Source organism: Pseudoalteromonas sp. L21 (assembly GCF_021728035.1).
Lineage (GTDB): Bacteria > Pseudomonadota > Gammaproteobacteria > Enterobacterales > Alteromonadaceae > Pseudoalteromonas > Pseudoalteromonas arabiensis.
Genome location: NZ_JAKKCV010000004.1, coordinates 447,093 through 470,049 on the forward strand (window position 1 = coordinate 447,093; position 22,957 = coordinate 470,049).

Sequence of the window (22,957 nt, forward strand, 5' to 3'; positions counted from 1 at the left end):
CTATGGAAAAATAGCGGCTGATGAAAGTAAGTTATAAAACTGGCTTACGGCATATCCATATAAGCTTTAGTTTTATCATCCAGTGTTTGGGTGTAATTTTCTGAACTTAACCCCAATAACTGCGGCAAGGTGGCGGCGATACAAATCGATGAGAAGGTTCCCACCACAATGCCAGCAAATAACGCGATGGCAAAGCCCGTTAATGCAGCCCCTGCAAGTAGCCAAATACAGGCAATGGTGGCAAGTGTTGTGCCCGAGGTGATCAATGTACGCGTTAAGGTAGAACCAATTGCATCGTTAATCACAACATGGGTGTTAATGCGTTGATTGTCTGGCTGAATACGTAAAAGCTCTCTGACTCTGTCGCCAACAATAATTGAGTCATTTAATGAATAACCAATAATCGCCAATAAACTTGCCAGCACGGTTAAATTAAATTCAAGCCCTAATAAAGAAAACAAGCCAAGCACTAAAATTAAATCATGTAATAGTGCAACCACTGAACCTACTGCGAGTCGCCATTCAAAGCGCACAGCTAAATAAACCATAATGGCAATCAGCGCCGAAAATAATGCTAAACAACCTTGTTCAAAAAGCTCATCACCCACTTGTGAGCCTAAAAATGAGCTCGAAAGTACTGTATATTCTACGCCTTGCTCATTCAGCTCTGCTTGCCAAGTACTGGCTTTGCTCACCTCTGGCGCTTCTCTTAAAACAAAGTGATATTCGCCCGCTTTACTGATGGTTAATTTGCTTGCAACCTCAGGGCTTAACTTTGCTTTTAAATCAGAGATTGCCGTGACTGACGTTGTGTTAATTTCAGTGATGTAGCCACCTGTAAAATCAAGGCCAAAGTTTAGCCCTTTGACAGATAAAACAGCTAAGCTTGCAATGACTAACACACAACTTAGCAATAACCCTAAAACGCGCGCTTTACTCGCCGCAGTTAATGTTGACCAACTCATGCTTTAGCCCCCGTTAGATTGGTTAGTTTAATGTAGAGTGTTTGGCTAAGCGCTTTTGAAATATAAACGCCAGTAAAGACACTGGTTAATAGCCCAAGCGCTAACGTGATTGCAAAGCCTTTCACCGGCCCATAACCAATGGCGTATAAAATAATTGCCGTGATCATCGTAGTCACATTAGCATCAAAAATGGTCGTAAATGCTTGGTTATAACCTTGTTCAATTGCTTGATAAGTAGGCCGTCCTTTACGCTTCTCTTCTTTTATTCGCTCAAAGATAATCACATTTGTATCAACGGCCATACCTATTGTCAGTACTAACCCTGCAATACCCGGTAAGGTCAGCACAACACCCGGTAATAGCGACATTAAACCAACTAAAGCCGTTAAATTAAGCAGTAAAGCAATATTGGCAATCAGTCCTAAGCGACGATACCAAAGCGCCATAAAGGCAAGGGTAATACCGATACCCAGCATTAACGCAGCTAAGCCATGTTCAATATTTTCACTGCCTAAGCTTGGGCCTATGGTTTGTTCTTGAACGATTGTCACTGGCGCTGTGAGCGACCCTGCGCGCAGTAAAAGCGCTAAATCGTAGGCTGCTTGTGGGCTTTTCATATTAGTAATGCTAAAACGTGAGCTTAAGTGCTGTGCAATGTTTGCAACATTGATAACTTCGCTTTTTTTCACAACTTCGCCATTTGCATCCCGTGAGTATTCAGAATACACCGTGGCCATTGGCTTACCTATGTTGTGCTTCGAAAAAGCAGACATCGCATCACCACCTTGCGAATCTAAACTAAGCTGAACTAAAGGCTTGCCCCATTCATCTTTACCAACACTGGCGTTATTAATGTGATCACCTGAAAAAATCGCAACAGGGTTTAAATTAACAACGCCACCGCCTTGCACATTAAACGCTTTACCACTTACTTCGACAACTTGATAAAAATCGAGGGTCGCAGTTGCACCAATAATGCGTTTAGCTTCTGATGGGTCTTGCACACCAGGTAACTCGATGCGAATGCGCTGTTTACCTTGTCTTTGCGTTACCGCTTCTGTAATACCAAGCTCTTCAATACGACCGCGCAGGGTTGTTAAGCTTTGCGCCATGACTTGTTTATTGAATTCGCTTTGGCTTTGCTCATTAAAATGCAGTAATACCGTGGTTAGGTTATTAGTCGTTGATTTAGTTTGCATCAAGCCTTTGAATTGACCTTGTAACGTTGAAATGAGTCCTGCAAGTTGCTCTTCACCGCTTGGTAATATTTGTAGCTCAACCCCTTCTTTTACAACACTTGCCCGAATACCACGGATTTTATCTTTACGAAGCGTCAATTTAGTTTGTTGATACACACTGTTTAAGTGCTCTTGCATTGCTTTATCTAGGTCAACATCAAGCACAAATAGCACCCCACCATTTAAGTCGAGCCCCAACTTAATCGGTGAAAGGCCAAGCTGCTGAAGCCACTGCGGGCTTGTTGCATGCTCAACAATTTTAGACTCTAACTGCGGGTATTGTGTTTTGATAAAGCTCAGTGCATTAGCACTTTGAGTCGACTCAGTTAATAAAATAGCCAGTTGATCTTGGCTATCTTTGGCTTCAGTGACTTCAAAACCATGTTGATTGAGTGAAGATGTCACACTTTGCAGCGTCACAGTTTGATCTGGCAAGCTAATGTGCAACCAAGACTTATTAGGGTAAAGGTTAGGTAGTGCGCTAACCGCTAATAAAATACACGCCGCTATCATAGCGACATAACTCATTTTTAGACGACGCCATAGCGCCGGCTTTGATTTATGTGACATACATGACTTCCTTCCGGCATTGTCGGCCGGTAAAAATTAATTCCAAATATAAAAAAGTAACGAAGGAAGTCGTTTAGCTATGGTAGGTCGTATTCGCTTTGTACAAGAGATTAGCGTCTTTCCAGCCACTAATGCGGGATTTACGTTGAGTGGCTAACGCAAACCATGGGATCTGACGCACAGCACCTGGCGGCGCTAAAAAGTGCTCTTTACCCCAATCTTCAGCAAAGAATTCAATTAATAGCTCGTAATCAGGATCAACCTGACTATGATAAAGAAACAATGATGAATTACTGGCAGTTAAACGCGGCACGAGGGTATCAAACCCCGATGGTTCAACCGGCTTAGGATGTTCGACTGCATGAGTTTGGGAAATAACTGGGAGTTTAGTCAACTCAACTTGGAACAATTTAGTCGCAGCAAAGTGTGACTGAGTGTCAGGCATAGCCATGCTCTGTGCACTAAAGAACAAAGTAAATAGCAAGATAATGACTGAGAAAAACCGTAACAAGAACTGACCAATAAATTAAGCGGATAACATGACTATAATGAGGGTAAAAAAATAAAACACAAGGTATTACTTAAATAAAAGTAACTAAAATAAAGCGAGCCTAATTAGACCCGCTGATTAATTTAACTTTGTTAAACAAGTTAAACTTCTAATGATGACATGTCGATAACAAAGCGTGAGGCCATATCACCTTGCTTTAATTTATCGAAAGCGTCATTAATCTCTTCCATTTTGATCATTTCAACTTCAGGCAAAATATTATGTAACGCACAGAAATCGAGAATCTCTTGGGTTTGCGCAATACCGCCAATCAATGAGCCAGCAACACGGCGACGCCCCATTAATAACGGCACTGAGTTAGACTCAGCAAGCTCACCTACTTGACCAACTAATACTTGAGTTCCATCAATATCTAAAAGCGGAATGTACGGCGTAAAGTCGTGTTTTACCGGAATAGTGTTAATGATCACATCAAATTGATTAGCATGCGCTTGCATGGCTGCTTCATCGCTCGATACCAATAAATCTTTTGCGCCATAAGATAAAACCTGCTGTTTTTTCTTATCACTACGGCTAATTGCCGTAACATGTGCGCCCATTGCAGCTGCGATTTTAATCGCCATATGACCTAAACCACCTAAACCAATCACACCAACACGGCTACCAGGCCCCACATTCCATGTACGTAATGGCGAATATGTTGTGATACCCGCACATAGAATTGGCGCACATTTAGCAAGGTCTAAACCTTCTGGTACGCTTAATACAAACTCTTCACGCACCACAATGTGTTTTGAATAACCACCTTGAGTGAGTTCACCACTGATACGGTCTTGGCCTGAATAGGTCCCTACCATGCCTTCGCGACAAAACTGTTCTTCACCGTGATGACATTGGTCACAGCTTAAACAGCTATCAACCATACACCCTACTGCAACATTATCGCCCACTTTGTATTTAGTAACGCCGCTGCCGACTTCAAGAACGCGGCCGACAATTTCATGGCCAGGCACCACTGGGTATTGAGTCCAGCCCCAATCGTTTTCTGCTGTGTGTAAGTCTGAATGGCACACACCGCAATAAAGAATTTCAATGGATACATCTTCATCACGAAGTGCACGGCGTTCAAAATGATACGGCTCTAATGGTTTTTCAGAATCATGTGCTGCATAACCGACAGTTTTCATGCTTACTCCTTAATTTTCTTCGTGTTTAACTCATGCATTAACTAATTTGCTAATGCATTGGTGTATAATGCATTCAGTATAGAGGTAAATCTGCAAACTACACTTGCCTAAAACACGAAAGCTTTTGCCTATTTTTATCAAATTGATTTTAAGAGACCCCCATGCGTGGAATGAGCCGCAAAGAACAGGTGACGAAGTCGCCTGATGCAATGAACCTATCACAAAGCATCAAAACACTCTGGCCCTATTTAATGACCTTTAAAGGCCGCGTTATTTTAGCCGTACTGGCGCTTATTGCAGCAAAAGGCGCCACATTGCTGATGCCTTGGGCATTAAAGGAAATAATTGACGCGGTTGATGCGAGTATCAACCCGCTATTAAGCGTTCCTATTGCCTTGCTCATCGCGTATGGTTTACTGCGCTTTGCCAGTGTGTTTTTTGGTGAAGTTCGCGATGCATTATTTGGCCGTGTCACAGAGCATGCGATGCGCCATATTGGCTTAAAAGTATTTAAACACTTACATAGTTTAGAACTTGCCTTTCACCTTGATAGGCAAACAGGTGGAATTAGTCGCGATATAGAGCGTGGTACAAGTGGTCTTAGTTTTTTAATGCGCTTTTTGATGTTTAACATCGTGCCAACTCTATTTGAAATAATCACAGTAGCTATTATTTTTGCGACCTTGTTTTCACCTTGGTTTGCACTCGTCACCGTTATCGCGGTCGCTATTTACATTGCTTTTACTGTAATTGTAACTCAGTGGCGTAACCGATTTATTCGTGAAGCAAATGCTGCCGATAACAACTCTAACACCCGTGCTATCGACAGCTTACTAAATTACGAAACCGTTAAATACTTTAATAATGAACACTATGAAGCGAGCACTTACGACGGCTTTTTAGCTAAGTGGGAACAAGCGAGGCTAAAAAATCGTTTATCATTACTGGCGCTTAATTCTGGGCAAGCACTTATTATCGCCGCGGCTATTACAGCACTAATGTGGCTAGGTGCCAGTTCCGTGGTCAATAAAGAGCTGACCATAGGTGAGCTTGTGATGATCAATGCTTACATGATCCAGCTATTTTTGCCGCTTAACTTTTTAGGCTTTGTTTATCGTGAGATACGCCGTGCACTGACTGATCTTGAAAATATGCTGGGGCTGTTAAATCGAAAAGCCGCCATTAGTGATGACAAAGATGCAAAACCATTAAATACAACAAAAGCAGCCATTCGATTTGAAAATGTGTCGTTTAGTTACGACAAACAAAGGCCAGTTATAAATAACTTAAGCTTTGAGGTTACTTCAGGCAGCAAAGTGGCGATTGTGGGTGCCAGTGGTGCAGGTAAAAGCACCCTTAGCCGCCTGCTCTACCGATTTTATGATGTCGATGCGGGTAAAATTTATATCGATGAGCAAGCAATCAACACTGTGACACTTGAAAGTTTGCGCCAAGCAGTTGCCATCGTACCGCAAGATACCGTGCTATTTAATACCAGCATTCGCGAAAACATAGCCTACGGAAACCCAAAAGCAAGCGAAGATGAAATTGATAAAGCCATAAGCCTTGCCCACTTAGATGGATTTATTGCAAGCCTAGATAAAGGCGATAAAACCCTTGTTGGTGAGCGTGGTTTAAAAGTATCGGGTGGTGAAAAACAGCGCATTGCAATTGCCAGAGCCATTTTAAAAGGTTCACCGATTTTATTATTTGATGAGGCAACGTCGGCACTAGATTCGCATTCAGAGCAAGCTATTTTAAGTGCGATGCGTGAAGTCGCACAAAAGCACACCAGCATAGTCATTGCCCATCGTTTATCAACAATAACCGACGCAGACAAAATTATTGTTATGAAACAAGGCCGGGTTGTTGAACAAGGTCAGCATCAGCAACTACTTGCAGCAAATGGTGAATACGCACGAATGTGGCAGTTACAGCAAAGCGATGAATAAACACTGTTAACTACTAGGTTAAATGATTAGAATAACCGCTTTATTTTTATCTATACCAAAAAGGCAACACGCAGATGGGCAGAGCTTATCAAAACAAAAAAGACTCAATGGCAAAAACTGCGGGTGCAAAAACCAAAGTTTATTCAAAGTACGGAAAAGAAATTTATATCTGCGCTAAGAATGGTGGTGTTGATCCCGATGGCAACTTAGCGCTTCGTCGCTTAATTGAGCGTGCTAAAAAAGACCAAGTACCTACGCACGTAATCGAGCGTGCAATCGATAAAGCCAAAGGCGGTGGCGGCGAAGATTACGTAGCAACACGCTACGAAGGTTACGGCCCGGGCAACTGTATGATTATTGTTGACTGCTTAACCGACAACAACAAACGTACCTTCGCTGACGTACGTGTTTGTTTTACTAAAGCAAATGCAAAAATTGGTGCGCAAAACTCAGTATCACACTTATTTGATCACCTCGCTATCTTTGTATTTGATGGTGATGATGACGAAGCTGTTTTAGAAGCCCTAATGATGGCTGATGTTGATGTAACAGATGTAGAAGTTGAAGACGGTAAAGTCACTGTATTCGCGCCACACACTGAATACAACAACACCCGTACAGCACTTGAAGAAATGGGCATTACTGATTTCCACGAAGATCTAATTGCTTTTGTGCCGCAAGTAGAAGCACCAATTGAAGGTGAAGACGTTGAAGTCATGGAACGCTTTTTAGCCATGCTAGAAGATTGTGACGACGTACAAAACGTTTATCACAACGCACAGTTTTAATGTCATATTTTTTAACGGCTAATAGTTTAGCCGTTAAAAAACCTAGCGATTACTTTTGTTTTTTAAAAGGAAATAGCTGCTGCTTAAGCATGCCTTCAGGCATGTAGTCACCAACCACCCCGTACTTGTCGGGCCATTCAGCTTGGCCTTTTACAGCGCTACCTAACAAATAATCTAAAAACGAAAAATGCGCGGCATAGTTTCTGTCGATGGCTGCTTTATCTGAAGAATGGTGCCAATGATGAAATTGTGGTGTAACAATCACATACCTTAACCAGCCAAATTTCACTCTTACATTAGCATGGTTAAACACAGCCTGAAAACCGACAATAATCACATAAAGGCTAATCACTTCAGATGGAAAACCTAACACAAAAATCGGTGTGAGCACTAAACTTCGGGTGACTAAAATTTCTAAAATATGCTGTCGAGAGCCTGCCAACCAATCCATTTCTTTTGCACTGTGATGTACAGCATGAAAACGCCAAAGCAGTGGTACTTCATGATAAGCACGATGCACAAAATACTGCATTAAATCGGCTACTAAAATAATCAAAAACAGTTGTAAAAGAAACGGCATTTGTACAATAAAGCCTTGCACAGTCTCTGATACCGCCCAACCAAATGCATGATGCACAAACTGGTTAGTAGCAAGCAGTACAAAACCGATAATTAAATGATTTACAAAGAAATGGTTCAAATCACCTTGCCACTCAGCGCGGAGGATCTTTTGCTCCTTACGATGCGGTAAAAGCTTTTCTATTAAGATAAAAATGAGTGTAGAGCCAAGTAAATCAAGAATAAACCAATCAAGCCCTAAATACGGCGTGTTATCTCTGAAGTCGCCCACTTCAACATTCGGCCCGCCAAACGCAATTGCCACAACTATAAAAAACCAAGCCGTTGCACCGAGCCGTTTATTAGTATTACGAACAAAATTCAAAAGCCCTAAACTGCCCGAAATAATTAATGCCACAAACATTAGCTGACGTAAAAACTCAACACTGTAATTTTGTCTGAGCTCTGGCGTCGTTAAGTACTCGGGGAAATGAAACGCTAATACCCCTAAACAGGATAAAATAGCCAAAAAGCACGCAATATAGCCACTAATATTGCCTTCACCGATCTGGAATTGTTCAGCGCGGAACACTCGTTGCGAAAGACGAGACATAACACAAAAATCCATTTAAAAATTTATCGCAGCATAGCACAGAAGCTTTTAGGAAAAAAATATCAGCTAACCCTGCGTAATTATATGTACACAACTCATTGATATTAATGTCATAAAGCCTAAAAAATTGGTTTTTAGTGATACAATGCTTAATCAATTAACCTAATTTAAAATCTAACTGCACTTGAAGATTTTTTTGCATTACTGCAACACCGTTTTCAACTTTAGGCGCATATTTCCAATTAGATAGGGCCTTAATCGCGGCTTTATCAAAGATGTGCTCAGGCACAGATTTTAAAACGTGAATATTAACTGGTTCACCATTTTCATTAATATCGAAACTCATTTGAACATAGCCTTCAATTCTATTGCGAACAGCATGAATTGGATAAGTTGGGTTTGCTGTTTCTTGCAGAACTGCATGAGGCCTTTCTGGCTGTGGTGTTGAAGAACACCCCATAAATAAAACGAATGATATTGACGTTAAAATTGAATATTTCATTAAAATCCTTTTATATAGCTGACGCCTGCGCTAATCAATAACCTTGATTTAACTTAAAAGTGCCATAGCAGAATGACTTTTAAACAACTTTTTATGGTGAATCTTCACCTGACCTTTTTTCTTTTTTAAAGCTGTTTGGTGAAAGGCCTTCTTTGCTTATTTTATCTAACTCAGCTCTTTTATTTGAGTCATCACCGTTCTCATGTAGATCCAATCTTCTTTCTTCAGCCTTCGCTAGGTTTTTTAGCGAAGGCTGAAACATTGACATTATTTCTATGCCCACAATATACCTTCATGCATTAATTGCAGTTGTAATTATTACTATAGATATAAGGGCAATGGGATAAATTCCAAGTTACTCAAACGTTAACCATTGCTATAACGCATTACCAATCTGCTTGAGTTGTTTGTTATGTGCACTTGTTTATTTCAGCGAGCTCGAGATCAATATTAGCAACAATATAACCATACTCTTTTTTAGATATATATTTGGATTGGAAATGTTGCTTTGCGAGTTCATGAGTCCAAGCCTCACCACAAGGCGCAGCAGGAATCGTAGTATCAATTTTTAAAAGGTGACTTTCCTTAATCCTGCCACCTTTTTTGACAATACTTTTAGCGCAAAGGCTTAAAGCATATTCAACGGCAAATTTATCGACACTTGGCATACCAATAAATTCAACGTCACAACCAAGCCTTTCATTACCCTCTGTATCAACATAATAAAGCTGACCAGACGTTGTACACGCTGAACAAATAACGATTAAACTGAACAAAAAGATATGCCTAATGTTCAACGGAACTCCCTGTAGACAAAACATTTTAATATTTATGCGACATAGCTTGTGTTGCATTATCGCTTATTGGACTGAGCCGCTACCTGCTCGGTTTGTCAGAGTTGATGCTGTGCTTGGGGTTTACTTATAAAAAGCTTTTTTCGACTCATCCCAAACCATATGTTATATGGCATTACTCAACGAACTCAATTGTTGCATTTGCCAATTTAAGGTCACTAAGCAAGCCAATTACGTTATTAGCATTACATAAGTCGAACTCAACAACTCCATTTTTTAAAAGCTCATCAGTAATTAACTTTGAGGCTTTTAAATCAAGTGAGGTGTTTAAGTTAAAGGCTCTGTCCATAGAAATTTTTTTAAGGTTTTCGAAGCCTGTAATTCTTATTTTTAACATATACACTTTCTCAATAACATACCAACGCCATAAAAAGAGAAGTATTAATGTTAGCTAAAATCGATTAGCAACGAACATCTATCCAACATTTAGACGCCCTTATCTTTTATCATCTTGATAGGTAAACATTAGCCGTGATGTCGGCGAATGTGTTTAATTAAGCCTAATTGATCAAACTCAAGTGAAACAATATTGGTTTTATTGTACTCGATAATTTTGTCTAAATGAGCAGGCTTAACTTTACCTGATTCAGTCATTTTTACAAAAACGATATTAGCGCCAACCATTACCTCATTTATTTCTATTGAACTAAAGATAACTTCATCATTTAACTTACTAATCATATCCTCTCGGAGTTTTGATTTATCTGTATAAACAAATTTGAATTTGACGTGTTCATCAATAAAATCATCGGCTAGCAACGAGATAAAGTAGTCTATTTCTTTAATTGTCGTGTTGGGCTGTTGACGCGCATTTTTTGCTGCTACAAATGTTTTAGCTTTCTCAATTAATTGCTCTGAGGTGAATTTATCTTTTGCACTACCAGAAAATGACAGAAGAAAACAAATTAACACCAATATAGATTTTTTCACGAAACTCTCCTTGTATGTTTAGACAAAATAGCTCTCAGATGGTGTTAGCCTCAGCTTTTTTATACATTAGCTTAGTACGAAGCCAGGCACAAAATTATCACAATACGACTTTAAAAAATTAAATTACACATAACTAGAAGGAATCACAATTTTTTAGACTACACAAGAACTGAGAGTATATAAGTAGGAGGTATCGCCGCGGTAATGAGTAAAGCTACTCACAAGATATTCTTCATTGTATTTCCTTTGCCATTGAAATTAGCCATAAAATTCCACTTCAGTTTGTACGCCGAATGGTAAAATAAATTCTCTAAATTCTGGGTCGCCTTTTTGTGCCTTTGGATATTTAAGCTGGTACATATTCTTTTTAAACATATTTAAGAATTGCTTGTTTTGTAATTTGTTATCCAACACGCTGACTTTCACAACATCACCCGCTTGATTAACCATCATCATGAATAAGATTTTATTATCTGACCGTCTAAATTCGTCTTTTGCTTGTAATATCACATCTTTGGGAATAGTAAAGTTTGGTAAGTTACTTTGTTCTGTTGATGAGCAGGCCACTAAAAATAAGCATACGAGTATTAAAAATTTATTCATTATCTGTCCCTAAAAAATTTAAGAGACAAGATACTGTGAATAAATGCTTTTATCCAGTAAAAACCAAAAAAGCCACGATGAACGTGGCTTTGTTGGATAAAGCTTAAACTTTTACTGATCTATATAAGAACCTAATCTTATAAGAACTGACCTAGCGCTTTAACTTGGTCTAACATGCGGTTTGAGAAACCCCACTCGTTATCGTACCAAGCCATCACTTTAACTAGCTTACCATCTACTTTAGTTTGTGTAGAATCGAAGATTGAAGACGCTGGGTTATGGTTAAAGTCGATAGAAACAAGCGGTAGTTCGTTGTATTCAAGAATACCTTGCATTGCACCTTCTGATGCTGCTTTAACGACTTCGTTGATTTCTGCTGCGGTTGTTTCACGCTTAGCAACGAACGTTAAGTCTACTAAAGAAACGTTGATTGTTGGTACACGTACTGCCATGCCGTCAAGTTTACCCGCAAGTTCAGGAAGCACTAGGCCAACTGCTTTAGCAGCACCTGTTTTGGTTGGGATCATTGACTGAGTTGCGCTACGTGCACGGTATAAGTCTGGGTGATAAACGTCAGATAAGTTTTGATCGTTTGTATAAGCATGAATTGTCGTCATGCTACCTTGCTCAATACCCACTGTGTCGTTGATTGCTTTTGCAATCGGCGCTAAACAGTTTGTTGTACACGATGCGTTTGAAATGATGTTGCTGTCAGCGTTTAATACGTCGCTGTTAACACCATGAACAACGGTTGCATCCATGTCAGTACCAGGTGCAGAAACGATTACTTTTTTAGCACCCGCTTCAATGTGTTTAGCCGCTGCTTCACGAGAAGTGAATAAACCTGTACATTCTAAAACGATATCTACGTTTAGTGCTTTCCAAGGTAGGTTTGCAGGATCACGCTCTTGCGTAAGCGTAATTTCATCATTACCAATTAGCATGGTGTTTTCAGCAAGTGTTACTTTTTGAGAAAATTGACCGTGTACTGAGTCAAATTGAGTTAAATGCGCGTTAACATTTGCTGGTGCTAAATCGTTGATTGCAACGATTTTGATTTCGTTGTTTTGAGCTGACTCGTAAAGAGCACGTAATACGTTACGACCGATACGTCCATAGCCATTAATTGCAACATTAATCATTCTAATATCTCCCGTTAATTATTTTACTTCACTTGCTTGGCGAGCAAGCGCTTCAATGGCTTGCCAGTCTTTGTTTTCAATAAGTTGTTTATCTAGCATCCAAGTACCACCTACGCAGATAACGTTTTTAAGTGCGAGGTAGTTAGGCGCTGTTTCAAGGCTAATGCCACCTGTTGGGCAAAAAGTAACCTGTGGTAAAGGGCCACCAATTGATTTCAGCATTGCCGTGCCACCCGCTGCTTCTGCAGGGAAGAACTTTAAGAACTTAAAGCCATGGCTTGCTAATTTCATTACTTCACTTGGTGTTGCTGCACCTGGTAAAAATGGAATATCAGACTCTTTAGCCAGTGCTAATAATTCGTCGTTTACACCTGGGCTAACCATGAAGTCAGCACCGGCTTCAACAGATGCATTAAATGTCGCTTTATCAACCACGGTACCTGTGCCAACGTATGCTTCTGGTACGGCTTCTTTCATTAGCTTTACAGCTTCTGCCGCAATCGGCGTGCGTAAAGTAATTTCTAATGCTTTTAAGCCACCGTTATAAAGCGCACGTGCAAGGGGTGCTGCATCTTCAAGTTTTTCGATAACAACAACCGGTACCACAGGTGCCGATGATAAAATTTTCTCAATGCTCATTGTATGTTCCTCATAGCCCAGTAACGGCGTATTATTATTCTAAACCAAAGGCACTTGCGCCAAGGTCTGCACTACTTACTATATTTCTGAAACCTGCAAATAACTCTCGGCCTGTACCGTATGTTTGGCTTGGCTGGCTAAGTTGTAATTCACGTTTTGCTAATTCTTCATCGCTTACATGTACTTTTAATACACCCGCTGGTGCATCAAGGGTCACTAAATCACCTTCGTGAATTTTTGCGATTACCCCACCTTCAACCGCTTCTGGTGCTAAGTGGATAGCAGCAGGCACTTTACCTGATGCGCCCGACATACGACCGTCTGTGACAATCGCCACTTTGTAGCCTTGGTCTTGCAGTGTTGCCATTACTGGCGTCAACTTATGAAGCTCAGGCATACCTTTCGCTTTTGGACCTTGCTCTTTAATTACAGCAATAAAGTCTGTGTTTAATTCACCGCGGCTATACGCTTCTTGTAACTCACCTTGTGAGCTAAATACTTTAGCCGGTGCAGATACAATTTGATGTGACTCAGCCACTGCAGAAACTTTAATAACGGCTTTACCAAGGTTACCTGTTAGAAGCTGTAAACCACCCTGCTTGCTGAACGGGTTATCAATTGGGCGTAATACATCTTCGTCGTGAGACTTTTCAGGGCACGCCACCCATTTGACTTTGCTCGGGCCTGTGCTGTTTGTCATGATCACTGATGAATCTTTATCTAGCATTGGCTCTGTGGTGTATGCTTCTAGGCCATCACCCACAATGGTTTTCACATCGTTATGTAAATAACCTTTGCTAAGTAGTTGCTTCATTAAGAAGCCCATACCGCCGGCAGCTTGGAAGTGGTTCACATCTGCTGAGCCATTCGGGTAGATACGCGTAAGAAGTGGCACAACTTCTGATAAGTCAGCCATGTCTTTCCAAGTAAGGATTACACCCGCTGCTTTCGCGATTGCGACTAAGTGGATTGCGTGATTCGTTGAGCCGCCTGTTGATAACAAGCCAACTAAGCCATTAATAATTGTTTTCTCACTCACTACATCAGCAAGGCAATTAGCATCTTTTGTATCAATTAACTGCTTTAACATGGTTTCGACAGCATGACCTGTTAAACCATCACGTAGTTCTGTGTATGGGTTAATGAAAGAGCTACCTGGTAAATGTAGACCCATGATTTCCATTAACATTTGATTCGAGTTTGCCGTGCCGTAGAAAGTACAAGTACCAGCACTGTGGTAAGACGCGCTTTCAGCTTCTAATAACTCTTCACGACTTACTAAGCCTTGTGCAAATTTTTGACGAACACGGGCTTTTTCTTTATTTGGAATACCCGATTGCATTGGACCTGCAGGTAAGAAATACGTTGGTAAATGACCAAATGATAAGGCACCAATTAACAGTCCAGGGACAATCTTGTCGCATACGCCTAAACAGAAAACACCGTCGAACACGTCATGCGATAAAGAAACCGCTGTAGACATTGCAATCACATCACGTGAGAACAATGAAAGCTCCATACCGTCACGGCCTTGAGTAACACCGTCACACATAGCTGGCACGCCACCAGCAACTTGTGCTGTTGCATCGTACTTGGTAGCAATAGTTTTTATTAAATCAGGATATTCTTTGTAAGGCACATGCGCAGAAAGCATGTCGTTATAAGCATTAATAATCGCTAAATTTGGTTGCTCATCTGCTTTTAAACGAGCTTTGTCATCGCTGCTACAAGCAGCCATAACGTGTGCAATATTACCGCAACCTAAGCCGGCACGTACTCTTGTTTGTTTTTTTGCGTGCGCGATACGATCTAAATAAGCTTGGCGGGTCTCTTTACTACGTTCAATAACGCGTTCGGTGACTTCTTGGATACGAGGATGCAACATATAAATTCGACTCATCTCTATAGTTAGAGGATAAAGGCTCAGTGACAATTACAGACTCCACGAAAATAATTGCACTGAGCATCTTTGATTTACCCGTTCAAAGGTACGCTGACAGGCTGTCTCTCACAACCAACCTGACACCGGTGTCACTGTATTAACTCATGACTGTGACACCGGTGTCAACCTTATCTGTTAAATTTAGTTTAATTTTTTTAAATGACCAAATAATGAACAACACTATTTTAGCTAACTATGAGTAAAATTCATGCTCAAGTTATGTTTAAAGTTCCACTTTAACTTTGAATACCAAGAATATAACTCTTTAAGTTCAGGTGGTTATATAAAAAATCGAGGAAGGAATTTACATAAAAAAAGCCCGAGAAAGCGTCACTCAATCTCGGGCTACTGTGAAAAAAACAAATTGAATTTTATTTAATTGCAGCTGTTGACTCGCGAGTAATTAGTTTTGCTTCAAGCGTTACCTGATAAGGTGTTTCTTGTGGATCACTAATATGACTGATTAGTTGTGTAACCGCTTGGTGGGTCATTTCTTCAACTGGCTGCGCAATAGTTGTTAGTCCAGGCCAAATATGACGTGCAATGGGTGCGTTATCAAAACCGGCAATTGAGATATCATCAGGCACTTTTAGTTGCATTTGTGTTGCTAGTTTAAGTACTGCAGCCGCCATATAGTCGTTTGATGCAAAGACTGCCGTTGGGCGCGGCTCTAAATCAAGAATTGTACGAGCACTATCAACACCTGAGTGATAACTAAAGTTACCCTCTTCTACTAAACGTTCATTAAATTCAATACCATTAGAAGCAAGCGCACGGCGATAACCTTTAAAGCGCTGCTCTGTCGCACTGTGATCTGGGTGACCTTTAATGAAAGCGATTTCTTTGTGACCTAATTTAATTAAATGCTCTGTTATTTCAAACGCACCTTGCTCATCATTACTGCGAACAGAAATAGAATCATCTTCAAGAACTGCAGATGCAACGCGCGCATATGGGATTTTTTTCGATTTTAAGAAAGTGACAAGCTCTGGAAAATCAGAAAATGGCGGCGTTAATACAATGCCATCTAAGCGCGATGTTTGAAGAAGTTGTTCAATATTGTTAATTAGGTCTTGCCCACGAAGTTCACATGGGTGGATCAATAAATTGTAATTATGGTCATGGCATGCTGCCAGCGCACCAGTTTGTACGCGAGTGATATAGCTTTTACTTGGGTTATCATACAAACAACCAATAATAAAACTGCGGTTTTGCGCTAAGCCACGGGCGATTGGGTTTGGTGTGTAATCTAGCTCTTTAAATACTTTTAGTACTTTTTCTCGGGTAGCATCACTCACGTTAGGCTCATTGTTGAGCACGCGAGACACTGTTTTTTTAGATACACCGGCGTAGCTTGCGACGCTATTAATGGTTACTTTTTTCATACCATAATCATCCAGTCCGCTCCAATTAAGCTCGACTACTAACGTGTAAACACGCAGCAGCACCTACCAGCGGAATATTATCTTGTGTTACCAAGGTTACAGGTATCTGTGAAGTATATTGCGACATAATGCCTTTGTCTGCAAAGCGTTCAACAAATCGGCTAGATAGTAAACGTTGTTGCATACGAGGTAAAATACCACCGCCAATAAATACACCACCTAGAGCACCAAATGTTAGGGATAAATCACCAGCTACACTACCAATCCAATCACAAAATTGATTAAGGGTTGCATCGCAGATATCACATTGTCCTGTCGTTGCAAGCTCACTGATTTGTGCTGCATCAAGGTTTTTTGCTGCAACGCCTTTAACGGCTGCCATCGCTTTATATAAATGCGCTATACCTGGGCCAGAAAAAACAGTTTCTACTGACACATGATTTAATTGCTTTTTAAGCTCGGTGATTAACTGGCGATCTAACTCTGTAACCGCTGCAAGGGTAATATGCCCCGCTTCGCAGCTAAGCACTGCACTGCCTTGCGAAGTACGCACCAAGCATGCAGCACCAAAGCCTGTGCCAGGCCCCATCACGGCAATATTGGCATTGTTGTCTGCTTGCCCTGCTTTAACAGCTACGTTTTGTGAATCATCTAAATAAGGCGCTGCATAGGCAAATGCAGCAAAATCATTAATAACTTCTAGCTGAGTGAATGCAAATTTAGCTTTTAGATTTTCAACGCTAAAATGCCAACCTAAATTAGTTAAATGAACTTGGCCTGCTTTAATTGGGCCTGCAACAGCTAAACACGCTCTGTTTGGCTTTGCATATGATATTTGACTGAAATAGTGCTCAATGGCACTTTCTAGGGAACCAAAATCTGCACTTGGAAATTTAAGGTTATGCTCAATGACAAATTGATTTGTATGTTCGTTAAAATCAGTGATTAAAGCAAAGCGCGCATTTGTGCCGCCAATATCGGCAACAAGGATAGGATCAAAATCGGTGTTAGACTGTGTGTTCATTATGTTTTCTCTATGTGTCTAAGCTGTTTGCCGCTTATTTTTATAGTTTTCAATGGCAAAGCCACTGTTCAAGATAACCTTTGAGTTATTAACTCAAAGCAACTATCTTTAGTATTAAAAAAGTGCTGCCCAAATAAATGGGCAGCCAAATACGTTTTGACAACAAAATGATAAAACATCGACATTATGACACCGGTGTCAGCATTGAATCAATAAAAATTTTAAATATTTGCCTTTGCATACGTATTTTACGACGAAGTACTTGCTTATTGAGCCCGTTTAGAGTTGTGATGCTACATCAAAAATGACTCTGTAACTTTACCATTTATAGATAAAACGACTTATCATAAATAGCTTGAAAAAAATATTAAATAGCCGAAAATGGCCGTTACAAATCATCACTATTGCTTTGGAATTAATACCCTATGAAAGGTAAAGCGACATCTTTTGACATCGCACATTATGCAGGTGTTTCTCAGTCAACTGTGTCACGAGCACTTCGAAATAGCCCTTTGGTTAATGAAGAAACGCGCCGACGTGTTCATGAAGTCGCCAAACAACTTAATTACAAAGTAGATAAAAACGCTAGTAACCTCAGAACACAGCAAAGTAGTACCCTCGCGCTTTTGTTATTTGAAGACCCGACATCAGACGAATCACAAATAAACCCATTCTTTTTAGCAATGCTTGGTAGTATTACCCGGGCCTGTGCAAAAGAAGGCTATGATTTGCTTGTGTCTTTTCAATCAAGTAGCTCAGATTGGCAAGCTGACTACGAAGATAGCCACCGTGCAGATGGTCTGATCTTATTAGGCTATGGTGACTACTTAGATTACCAGCCTAAGTTCAGAACCCTTATTGAACAAAATACTAAGTTCGTATGCTGGGGTGCCAGTGTTGATAACCGCCCAGACTTAACTGTGAGCTGTGATAATTATGGTGGCGGTAAACTTGCCGCAGAGCATCTGCTTGCAACAGGCAGAACCGATTGTGCGTTTATCGGTGATGCCTCTGATCACAGCCCTGAATTTTTTGCTCGCTACCAAGGTTTCAAAGATGCTTTTATGGATAAAGGTATCAAGCTAAACGAACGAAAAATGGCGAATGCTATTTCTACAGAAGAATCTGGCTATCATGCTACCCGTTCACTTATAGCAAATAACATTCGCTTTAACTCACTATTTGCCGCCAGTGACCTGATTGCCATTGGTGCTATTCGCGCTTTAAAAGAAGCAAAAATTAAAGTGCCTGATGATGTTCACGTGGTTGGCTTTGATAACATTTCAATCGCTAATTTCGTCAATCCTCCGTTGACCACAATTCAGCAAGATACGACCTTAGCAGGGCAAATGTTAGTTGATAACTTGCTTAAACTAATTCGCGGAGAACAAGTGGAGAGCACCCTACTCCCACCAAGATTAATCATTCGTGGCTCGAGTGTATAAGTTAGTATGTAGCGATAGCTCCTCTGCATTTACACCCTAAATTGCAGCTTTTAAAAGCAATAAACTAATAAAATGGCTTTTTTTTCGATTTACCCAAGACTATTACTTCGAAAAAGCAGATAATTGCACCTATTATGATGAAAACGCAGTGCAAGGCCGTTTACGGCTTTTGCCTGCAACGCGCACAAAGGTGGAATTTTTTAATGGAAATTAAAGTTAATTTTCTCGACAACCTCAGACTTGAAGCCAAGTTTGATGACTTCTCTGTCATTGCAGACCAACCTATTCGCTACAAAGGTGATGGCTCAGCGCCAAGCCCATTTGATTATTTCTTAGCGTCTTCTGCGTTGTGTGCGGCTTACTTTATTAAAGTGTATTGTAATTCACGTGATATCCCGACTGATGGTATTCGCGTTGCACAAAATAACATTGTTGACCCTGAAGACCGCTATAACCAAATTTTTCAAATTCAGGTTGAATTACCAGAAAGCTTATCGGAGAAAGATCGTACGGGTATTTTACGCTCAGTAGAACGCTGTACAGTAAAACGCGTCATTCAAACAGGCCCTGAGTTTAAGATCGATACCGTTGAAAGCATTGAAGCTGACGCGCAAGCGATGCTGATGGCAAAACCAGATGATGAAAACAATACCTTTATTTTAGGTAAAGATTTACCACTTGAAAAAACCATCGCTAATATGACGGCTATCCTTGAAGAGTTAGGGATGAAAATCGAGATCTCTTCTTGGCGAAATATTGTACCAAATGTATGGTCATTACATATTCGTGATGCAGCGTCACCAATGTGTTTTACCAATGGTAAAGGTGCAACGAAAGAAAGCGCGCTATGTTCCGCTTTAGGCGAGTTTATTGAGCGCTTAAACTGTAACTTCTTCTATAACGACCAGTTCTTAGGCGAAGACATTGCTAATAGCGAGTTTGTTCATTACCCAAATGAAAAATGGTTTGCACTGACTGATGATGACTCACTACCTGAGGGTATTTTAGATGACTATACCCGTGAAATTTACAATCCAGAGGGTGAGCTTTGTGGCTCGCACCTAATCGATACCAACTCTGGTAATAAAGAGCGTGGTATTTGTTCGATTCCTTATGTACGCCAGTCAGACGGTGAAACGGTTTATTTCCCTTCAAACCTTATCGAAAACTTATTCTTAAGTAATGGGATGAGTGCAGGTAACAACTTTGCCGAGGCAAAAGTACAATGTTTATCTGAAATTTTTGAACGTGCCGTTAAGCGCCAAATTATCGAGCAAGAAATTGTTTTACCAGATGTACCTGAAGCGGTATTAAACAAGTACCCAAGCATTGTAGCGGGTATTAGAGGGCTTGAAGAGCAAGGCTTCCCTATTGTTGTAAAAGATGCCTCGCTAGGTGGTCAGTTCCCTGTGATGTGCGTAACACTCATGAACCCTAAAACAGGCGGTGTATTTGCCTCTTTTGGTGCGCACCCAAGTTTTGAAGTTGCCTTAGAGCGCAGCTTAACTGAACTGTTGCAAGGCAGAAGCTTTGAAGGTTTAAACGATGTACCTAAGCCAACGTTCAATAGCATGGCGGTCTCTGAGCCTGAAAACTTTGTAGAACACTTTATTGATTCAACAGGTGTTATCTCATGGCGCTTTTTCAGCGCTAAACACGATTATGATTTTGTTGAGTGGGATTTCTCTGGCAGCAATGAAGAAGAAACAGCTAGCTTATTCGGTATCTTAGAAAGCTTAGGCAAAGAAGCTTACATTGCTGAGTTCTCAGATCTTGGTACAGCGTGTCGCATTTTAGTGCCTGATTACTCAGAAGTGTACCCTGTAGAAGACTTAATCTGGGACAATACCAATAAAGCGCTTAACTTCCGCGAAGATATCTTAAATCTGCATCGCTTATCAGAAGATCAACTTGCTGATCTCGTTGAGCGTCTAGAACAAAGTGAGCTTGATAACTACATTGATATCATCACCTTAATCGGTATTGAATTTGATGAAAACACAGTGTGGGGCCAATTAACAATCCTTGAGCTAAAACTACTTATATACCTAGCACTTGGTGATTTAGAAGCAGCGATGGAGCTAGTTGAAGCCTTCTTACAATACAACGACAACACCATTGTTGAACGTGGTTTATTCTATCAAGCAACGCACGCCACGTTAGAAGTAGCACTAAGCGATGATCTAGAGATTGAAGATTACATTCACAGCTTCACTCGTATGTTTGGTCAAGACACCATGGATGCTGTGGTCGGTTCTATTAACGGCGATGTAGTGTTTTATGGCTTAACAGAAACCAGCATGAAGCTTGAAGGCTTAGATAGACATCAGCGTTTAATTGATAGTTATAAAAAGCTACACGCTGCCCGCGCTAAAAAAGCGGGGCTGTAAGTAAATATCAAAGCCGCACGTTTTCGTAACCTGCGGCTTTTCTGCTTTACTTAAAAACGTTACTTAACGAAAATGCACACCTGTAATGTCATACTCAGCAATAAAGCGGCCACCATACGTGTCTACAAACATGAACTCCATTTCTATTTTTTCTCGTCGGCCTTTATGTTCAAGCAATTCAATAATAAAGTATTTATTCGAATTAAGATCAAAAGAACGGCCCTCTGTTTCTCGTGTAATGTTAAACTTTGTAGGATTACCGATTCTATCAAAGTACTCAAACAGCACGTTTAAACCACGCGCATAAATTCCCGAGTCTCGCTGTGAAGAATTAGGTCTTTGTTGAGCCAACAACCAGGTTTTGTCCTTTTGATTTACAGCTTTAATAAACTCAGTCATTAATTGTTGATGTTCAACCAAAGGCGGCATTTTTACTTCTTTGAGTGCTTGTGTGAGTTTATCTCCCGCTATACCTGTTCTTGCTATGTAATTATCAAAACCTGCCTCTATCGACATATAATTGAGATAGTCAGCAAGGCCACCTTTGTAAACCTGTTCAAATGTGCCATATTCTTGCGACAGAATACGTTCAAGGCGATTATAAAAAGAAAAAGCATGCGCTGAGTCTAATTTTTTCAGTTTCGACGTATCTATCAATTGACCAAAAAGTAGTGCATTTAAGTCAATTACATTCGTTTTTTCATCAAACGTAACGATTTCCTTAGCCCACTCTCTATCGGCTGTGGCAAGTTGCAAATAGTAACGTTGAAAAGGCGCACCATGCTCATCAGCGATTGTTATTTTATTTGTCGAAAAGTCATAAATTTTGGCGTTTTTTGTAGGGCCAGTTCTAACACTTACCTTAAAGCCGTTTGACAGTTCAGTAAATTTATCAGACTTCTCAATCACAACTTCCTGTGAAGTAAAAGCAGTCGTCGTAAAGAGCACTAAAAAGCTGGCAATGAATATACTAACAATTTTCATATAAATCCCTTTGAAGTTAAAATTAGACCTACCTATTACAGGTCCAAACAGTTTCCTTAAATGTATCTTAAAATTGTAAGTAATTGAAGCCCAGTGTAAATGTTAGGGTTTAAGATTTATAACGGTTAAGGTTTATAACGATAATGCCCTGTTATTTTATAACTAAATAACATATCTTCGAGTACAGGCCCTGCCCCTATGTTGTGCACAATCAGTGGCCTTTTTTTATCTCTTGACAGTTCATCAGTCACTATTCCAATATGAGGTAAGTTGCCAGGCAGCATCCAAGTGACAATATCTCCCCCCCTATAATTGCTCGCGTCTTCACTTATATTCAAACTATGCCCATGTCGTTTAAAGAAATGCTGTAAGTTAGGAACACGCCGGTGATCAATATTTGAATCAGGCTTTGTTAAACCCCATATTCTGTTTGATGGATATAAAGTAAAGTTATCACGCATATCCTCATGAACGAGTACTTGTAAATCGGTTCCGAGTGCCCTATAACTGCGAATTATGACATCAGTACACACACCAATAGTGGCAGGTACATCACCATTTGGATAAGCAATTCTTTTATAGCTTCCGTCATAAATAACGGAGTGATTTGTTCGCTCCTTAGCGGCTTGAACAAGTTGACTATAAAAGTCATCTGCTTTGACGTTAAATACAAGTAATGTAGATAATAACAATGCTGTTCTAATCATTTATTTAATCCCTTAAAAGTTCGAGCAT

Annotated in this window: 22 protein-coding genes; 4 read left to right on the forward strand and 18 right to left on the reverse strand. The window is 40.3% G+C overall.

Annotated features, from left to right (window positions below; translation table 11 throughout):
• Positions 1-44: 44 nt before the first annotated feature.
• The 4 genes from secF to L3V41_RS13855 all read right to left on the reverse strand — a co-directional run bounded on the left by secF (position 45) and on the right by L3V41_RS13855 (position 4,471).
• A complete protein-coding gene (gene secF / locus L3V41_RS13840) occupies positions 45-965 on the reverse strand; it encodes a protein translocase subunit SecF (protein WP_237115166.1) in 921 nt (306 codons plus the stop codon).
• Positions 962-2,773: a protein translocase subunit SecD gene (gene secD / locus L3V41_RS13845; RefSeq protein ID WP_237127944.1), complete on the reverse strand. Its 1,812-nt coding sequence runs from the start codon at positions 2,771-2,773 to the stop codon at positions 962-964. The genes secF and secD overlap by 4 nt, the downstream gene beginning before the upstream one ends.
• 73 nt (positions 2,774-2,846) lie before the next feature.
• Positions 2,847-3,224 (reverse strand): hypothetical protein, encoded by a 378-nt coding sequence (locus L3V41_RS13850; protein ID WP_237127945.1) that lies wholly within the window; start codon positions 3,222-3,224, stop codon positions 2,847-2,849.
• A 200-nt stretch (positions 3,225-3,424) separates the two neighbouring features.
• Complete coding sequence (locus L3V41_RS13855; protein ID WP_193988737.1) at positions 3,425-4,471, reverse strand: NAD(P)-dependent alcohol dehydrogenase; 1,047 nt, start codon at positions 4,469-4,471, stop codon at positions 3,425-3,427.
• Positions 4,472-4,641: 170 nt separating this feature from the next.
• On the opposite strand from L3V41_RS13855, the gene L3V41_RS13860 reads away from it, so the two are divergent.
• On the forward strand, positions 4,642-6,423 hold the full coding sequence (locus L3V41_RS13860) for an ABC transporter ATP-binding protein/permease (protein WP_237127984.1): 1,782 nt from the start codon (positions 4,642-4,644) through the stop codon (positions 6,421-6,423).
• A 74-nt stretch (positions 6,424-6,497) separates the two neighbouring features.
• Positions 6,498-7,211 carry a YebC/PmpR family DNA-binding transcriptional regulator gene (locus tag L3V41_RS13865; RefSeq protein WP_054561631.1) on the forward strand — a complete coding sequence of 238 codons (714 nt, stop codon included), beginning with the start codon at positions 6,498-6,500 and terminating at the stop codon, positions 7,209-7,211.
• Between the two features lie 49 nt (positions 7,212-7,260).
• Here L3V41_RS13865 and L3V41_RS13870 read toward each other — a convergent pair whose 3' ends face one another.
• The 12 genes from L3V41_RS13870 to glk all read right to left on the reverse strand — a co-directional run bounded on the left by L3V41_RS13870 (position 7,261) and on the right by glk (position 17,403).
• On the reverse strand, positions 7,261-8,382 hold the full coding sequence (locus L3V41_RS13870) for a sterol desaturase family protein (RefSeq protein ID WP_237127946.1): 1,122 nt from the start codon (positions 8,380-8,382) through the stop codon (positions 7,261-7,263).
• 157 nt (positions 8,383-8,539) lie between these two features.
• Positions 8,540-8,884 (reverse strand): energy transducer TonB, encoded by a 345-nt coding sequence (locus L3V41_RS13875; RefSeq protein ID WP_193988734.1) that lies wholly within the window; start codon positions 8,882-8,884, stop codon positions 8,540-8,542.
• Positions 8,885-8,975: 91 nt separating this feature from the next.
• On the reverse strand, positions 8,976-9,167 hold the full coding sequence (locus L3V41_RS13880) for a hypothetical protein (protein WP_157066189.1): 192 nt from the start codon (positions 9,165-9,167) through the stop codon (positions 8,976-8,978).
• 127 nt (positions 9,168-9,294) lie between these two features.
• The gene (locus L3V41_RS13885) at positions 9,295-9,681 is read right to left on the reverse strand and encodes a hypothetical protein (RefSeq protein WP_237127985.1); all 387 of its coding nucleotides are present in this window, start codon (positions 9,679-9,681) and stop codon (positions 9,295-9,297) included.
• Positions 9,682-9,853: 172 nt separating this feature from the next.
• Positions 9,854-10,075 carry a hypothetical protein gene (locus L3V41_RS13890; protein ID WP_062568939.1) on the reverse strand — a complete coding sequence of 74 codons (222 nt, stop codon included), beginning with the start codon at positions 10,073-10,075 and terminating at the stop codon, positions 9,854-9,856.
• A 128-nt stretch (positions 10,076-10,203) separates the two neighbouring features.
• Positions 10,204-10,668 (reverse strand): nuclear transport factor 2 family protein, encoded by a 465-nt coding sequence (locus L3V41_RS13895; RefSeq protein ID WP_193988730.1) that lies wholly within the window; start codon positions 10,666-10,668, stop codon positions 10,204-10,206.
• 258 nt (positions 10,669-10,926) lie between these two features.
• Positions 10,927-11,271 (reverse strand): hypothetical protein, encoded by a 345-nt coding sequence (locus tag L3V41_RS13900; RefSeq protein ID WP_237127947.1) that lies wholly within the window; start codon positions 11,269-11,271, stop codon positions 10,927-10,929.
• Between the two features lie 137 nt (positions 11,272-11,408).
• The gene (gap, locus tag L3V41_RS13905; RefSeq protein WP_193988728.1) at positions 11,409-12,413 is read right to left on the reverse strand and encodes a type I glyceraldehyde-3-phosphate dehydrogenase; all 1,005 of its coding nucleotides are present in this window, start codon (positions 12,411-12,413) and stop codon (positions 11,409-11,411) included.
• 18 nt (positions 12,414-12,431) lie between these two features.
• Positions 12,432-13,052: a bifunctional 4-hydroxy-2-oxoglutarate aldolase/2-dehydro-3-deoxy-phosphogluconate aldolase gene (locus L3V41_RS13910; RefSeq protein ID WP_237127948.1), complete on the reverse strand. Its 621-nt coding sequence runs from the start codon at positions 13,050-13,052 to the stop codon at positions 12,432-12,434.
• Between the two features lie 34 nt (positions 13,053-13,086).
• Positions 13,087-14,937 (reverse strand): phosphogluconate dehydratase, encoded by a 1,851-nt coding sequence (gene edd / locus L3V41_RS13915; RefSeq protein WP_237127949.1) that lies wholly within the window; start codon positions 14,935-14,937, stop codon positions 13,087-13,089.
• Positions 14,938-15,365: 428 nt separating this feature from the next.
• Entirely contained in the window at positions 15,366-16,379 is a 1,014-nt protein-coding gene (locus L3V41_RS13920; RefSeq protein ID WP_193988727.1) for a LacI family DNA-binding transcriptional regulator, read from the reverse strand.
• Positions 16,380-16,404: 25 nt separating this feature from the next.
• The gene (glk, locus tag L3V41_RS13925) at positions 16,405-17,403 is read right to left on the reverse strand and encodes a glucokinase (RefSeq protein ID WP_193988726.1); all 999 of its coding nucleotides are present in this window, start codon (positions 17,401-17,403) and stop codon (positions 16,405-16,407) included.
• A 425-nt stretch (positions 17,404-17,828) separates the two neighbouring features.
• On the opposite strand from glk, the gene L3V41_RS13930 reads away from it, so the two are divergent.
• Together L3V41_RS13930 and L3V41_RS13935 are read left to right on the forward strand one after the other, a co-directional pair.
• Positions 17,829-18,848 (forward strand): LacI family DNA-binding transcriptional regulator, encoded by a 1,020-nt coding sequence (locus tag L3V41_RS13930; RefSeq protein ID WP_062568930.1) that lies wholly within the window; start codon positions 17,829-17,831, stop codon positions 18,846-18,848.
• A gap of 203 nt (positions 18,849-19,051) precedes the next feature.
• A complete protein-coding gene (locus L3V41_RS13935) occupies positions 19,052-21,238 on the forward strand; it encodes an OsmC domain/YcaO domain-containing protein (RefSeq protein WP_237127950.1) in 2,187 nt (728 codons plus the stop codon).
• 63 nt (positions 21,239-21,301) lie between these two features.
• Here the strand turns inward: L3V41_RS13935 and L3V41_RS13940 are convergent, their stop codons facing one another.
• Both L3V41_RS13940 and L3V41_RS13945 read right to left on the reverse strand, forming a co-directional pair.
• Entirely contained in the window at positions 21,302-22,222 is a 921-nt protein-coding gene (locus L3V41_RS13940) for a hypothetical protein (RefSeq protein ID WP_237127951.1), read from the reverse strand.
• 125 nt (positions 22,223-22,347) lie between these two features.
• Positions 22,348-22,929, reverse strand: coding sequence for a DUF1287 domain-containing protein (locus L3V41_RS13945; protein ID WP_193988722.1), 582 nt, complete (start codon positions 22,927-22,929; stop codon positions 22,348-22,350).
• Positions 22,930-22,957: the final 28 nt, after the last annotated feature.

Bases quoted from the DNA above. Each gene is read 5' to 3' on its own strand.
- gap (WP_193988728.1), bottom strand. From the start codon at position 12,413: ATGATTAATGTTGCAATTAATGGCTATGGACGTATCGGTCGTAACGTA.
- L3V41_RS13945 (WP_193988722.1), bottom strand. From the start codon at position 22,929: ATGATTAGAACAGCATTGTTATTATCTACATTACTTGTATTTAACGTC.
- L3V41_RS13875 (WP_193988734.1), bottom strand. From the start codon at position 8,884: ATGAAATATTCAATTTTAACGTCAATATCATTCGTTTTATTTATGGGG.
- L3V41_RS13850 (WP_237127945.1), bottom strand. From the start codon at position 3,224: ATGGCTATGCCTGACACTCAGTCACACTTTGCTGCGACTAAATTGTTC.
- secF (WP_237115166.1), bottom strand. From the start codon at position 965: ATGAGTTGGTCAACATTAACTGCGGCGAGTAAAGCGCGCGTTTTAGGG.
- L3V41_RS13930 (WP_062568930.1), top strand. From the start codon at position 17,829: ATGAAAGGTAAAGCGACATCTTTTGACATCGCACATTATGCAGGTGTT.
- L3V41_RS13865 (WP_054561631.1), top strand. From the start codon at position 6,498: ATGGGCAGAGCTTATCAAAACAAAAAAGACTCAATGGCAAAAACTGCG.
- secD (WP_237127944.1), bottom strand. From the start codon at position 2,773: ATGTCACATAAATCAAAGCCGGCGCTATGGCGTCGTCTAAAAATGAGT.
- L3V41_RS13910 (WP_237127948.1), bottom strand. From the start codon at position 13,052: ATGAGCATTGAGAAAATTTTATCATCGGCACCTGTGGTACCGGTTGTT.
- L3V41_RS13890 (WP_062568939.1), bottom strand. From the start codon at position 10,075: ATGTTAAAAATAAGAATTACAGGCTTCGAAAACCTTAAAAAAATTTCT.
- edd (WP_237127949.1), bottom strand. From the start codon at position 14,937: ATGTTGCATCCTCGTATCCAAGAAGTCACCGAACGCGTTATTGAACGT.
- L3V41_RS13870 (WP_237127946.1), bottom strand. From the start codon at position 8,382: ATGTCTCGTCTTTCGCAACGAGTGTTCCGCGCTGAACAATTCCAGATC.
- glk (WP_193988726.1), bottom strand. From the start codon at position 17,403: ATGAACACACAGTCTAACACCGATTTTGATCCTATCCTTGTTGCCGAT.
- L3V41_RS13920 (WP_193988727.1), bottom strand. From the start codon at position 16,379: ATGAAAAAAGTAACCATTAATAGCGTCGCAAGCTACGCCGGTGTATCT.
- L3V41_RS13855 (WP_193988737.1), bottom strand. From the start codon at position 4,471: ATGAAAACTGTCGGTTATGCAGCACATGATTCTGAAAAACCATTAGAG.
- L3V41_RS13860 (WP_237127984.1), top strand. From the start codon at position 4,642: ATGAGCCGCAAAGAACAGGTGACGAAGTCGCCTGATGCAATGAACCTA.
- L3V41_RS13940 (WP_237127951.1), bottom strand. From the start codon at position 22,222: ATGAAAATTGTTAGTATATTCATTGCCAGCTTTTTAGTGCTCTTTACG.
- L3V41_RS13935 (WP_237127950.1), top strand. From the start codon at position 19,052: ATGGAAATTAAAGTTAATTTTCTCGACAACCTCAGACTTGAAGCCAAG.
- L3V41_RS13900 (WP_237127947.1), bottom strand. From the start codon at position 11,271: ATGAATAAATTTTTAATACTCGTATGCTTATTTTTAGTGGCCTGCTCA.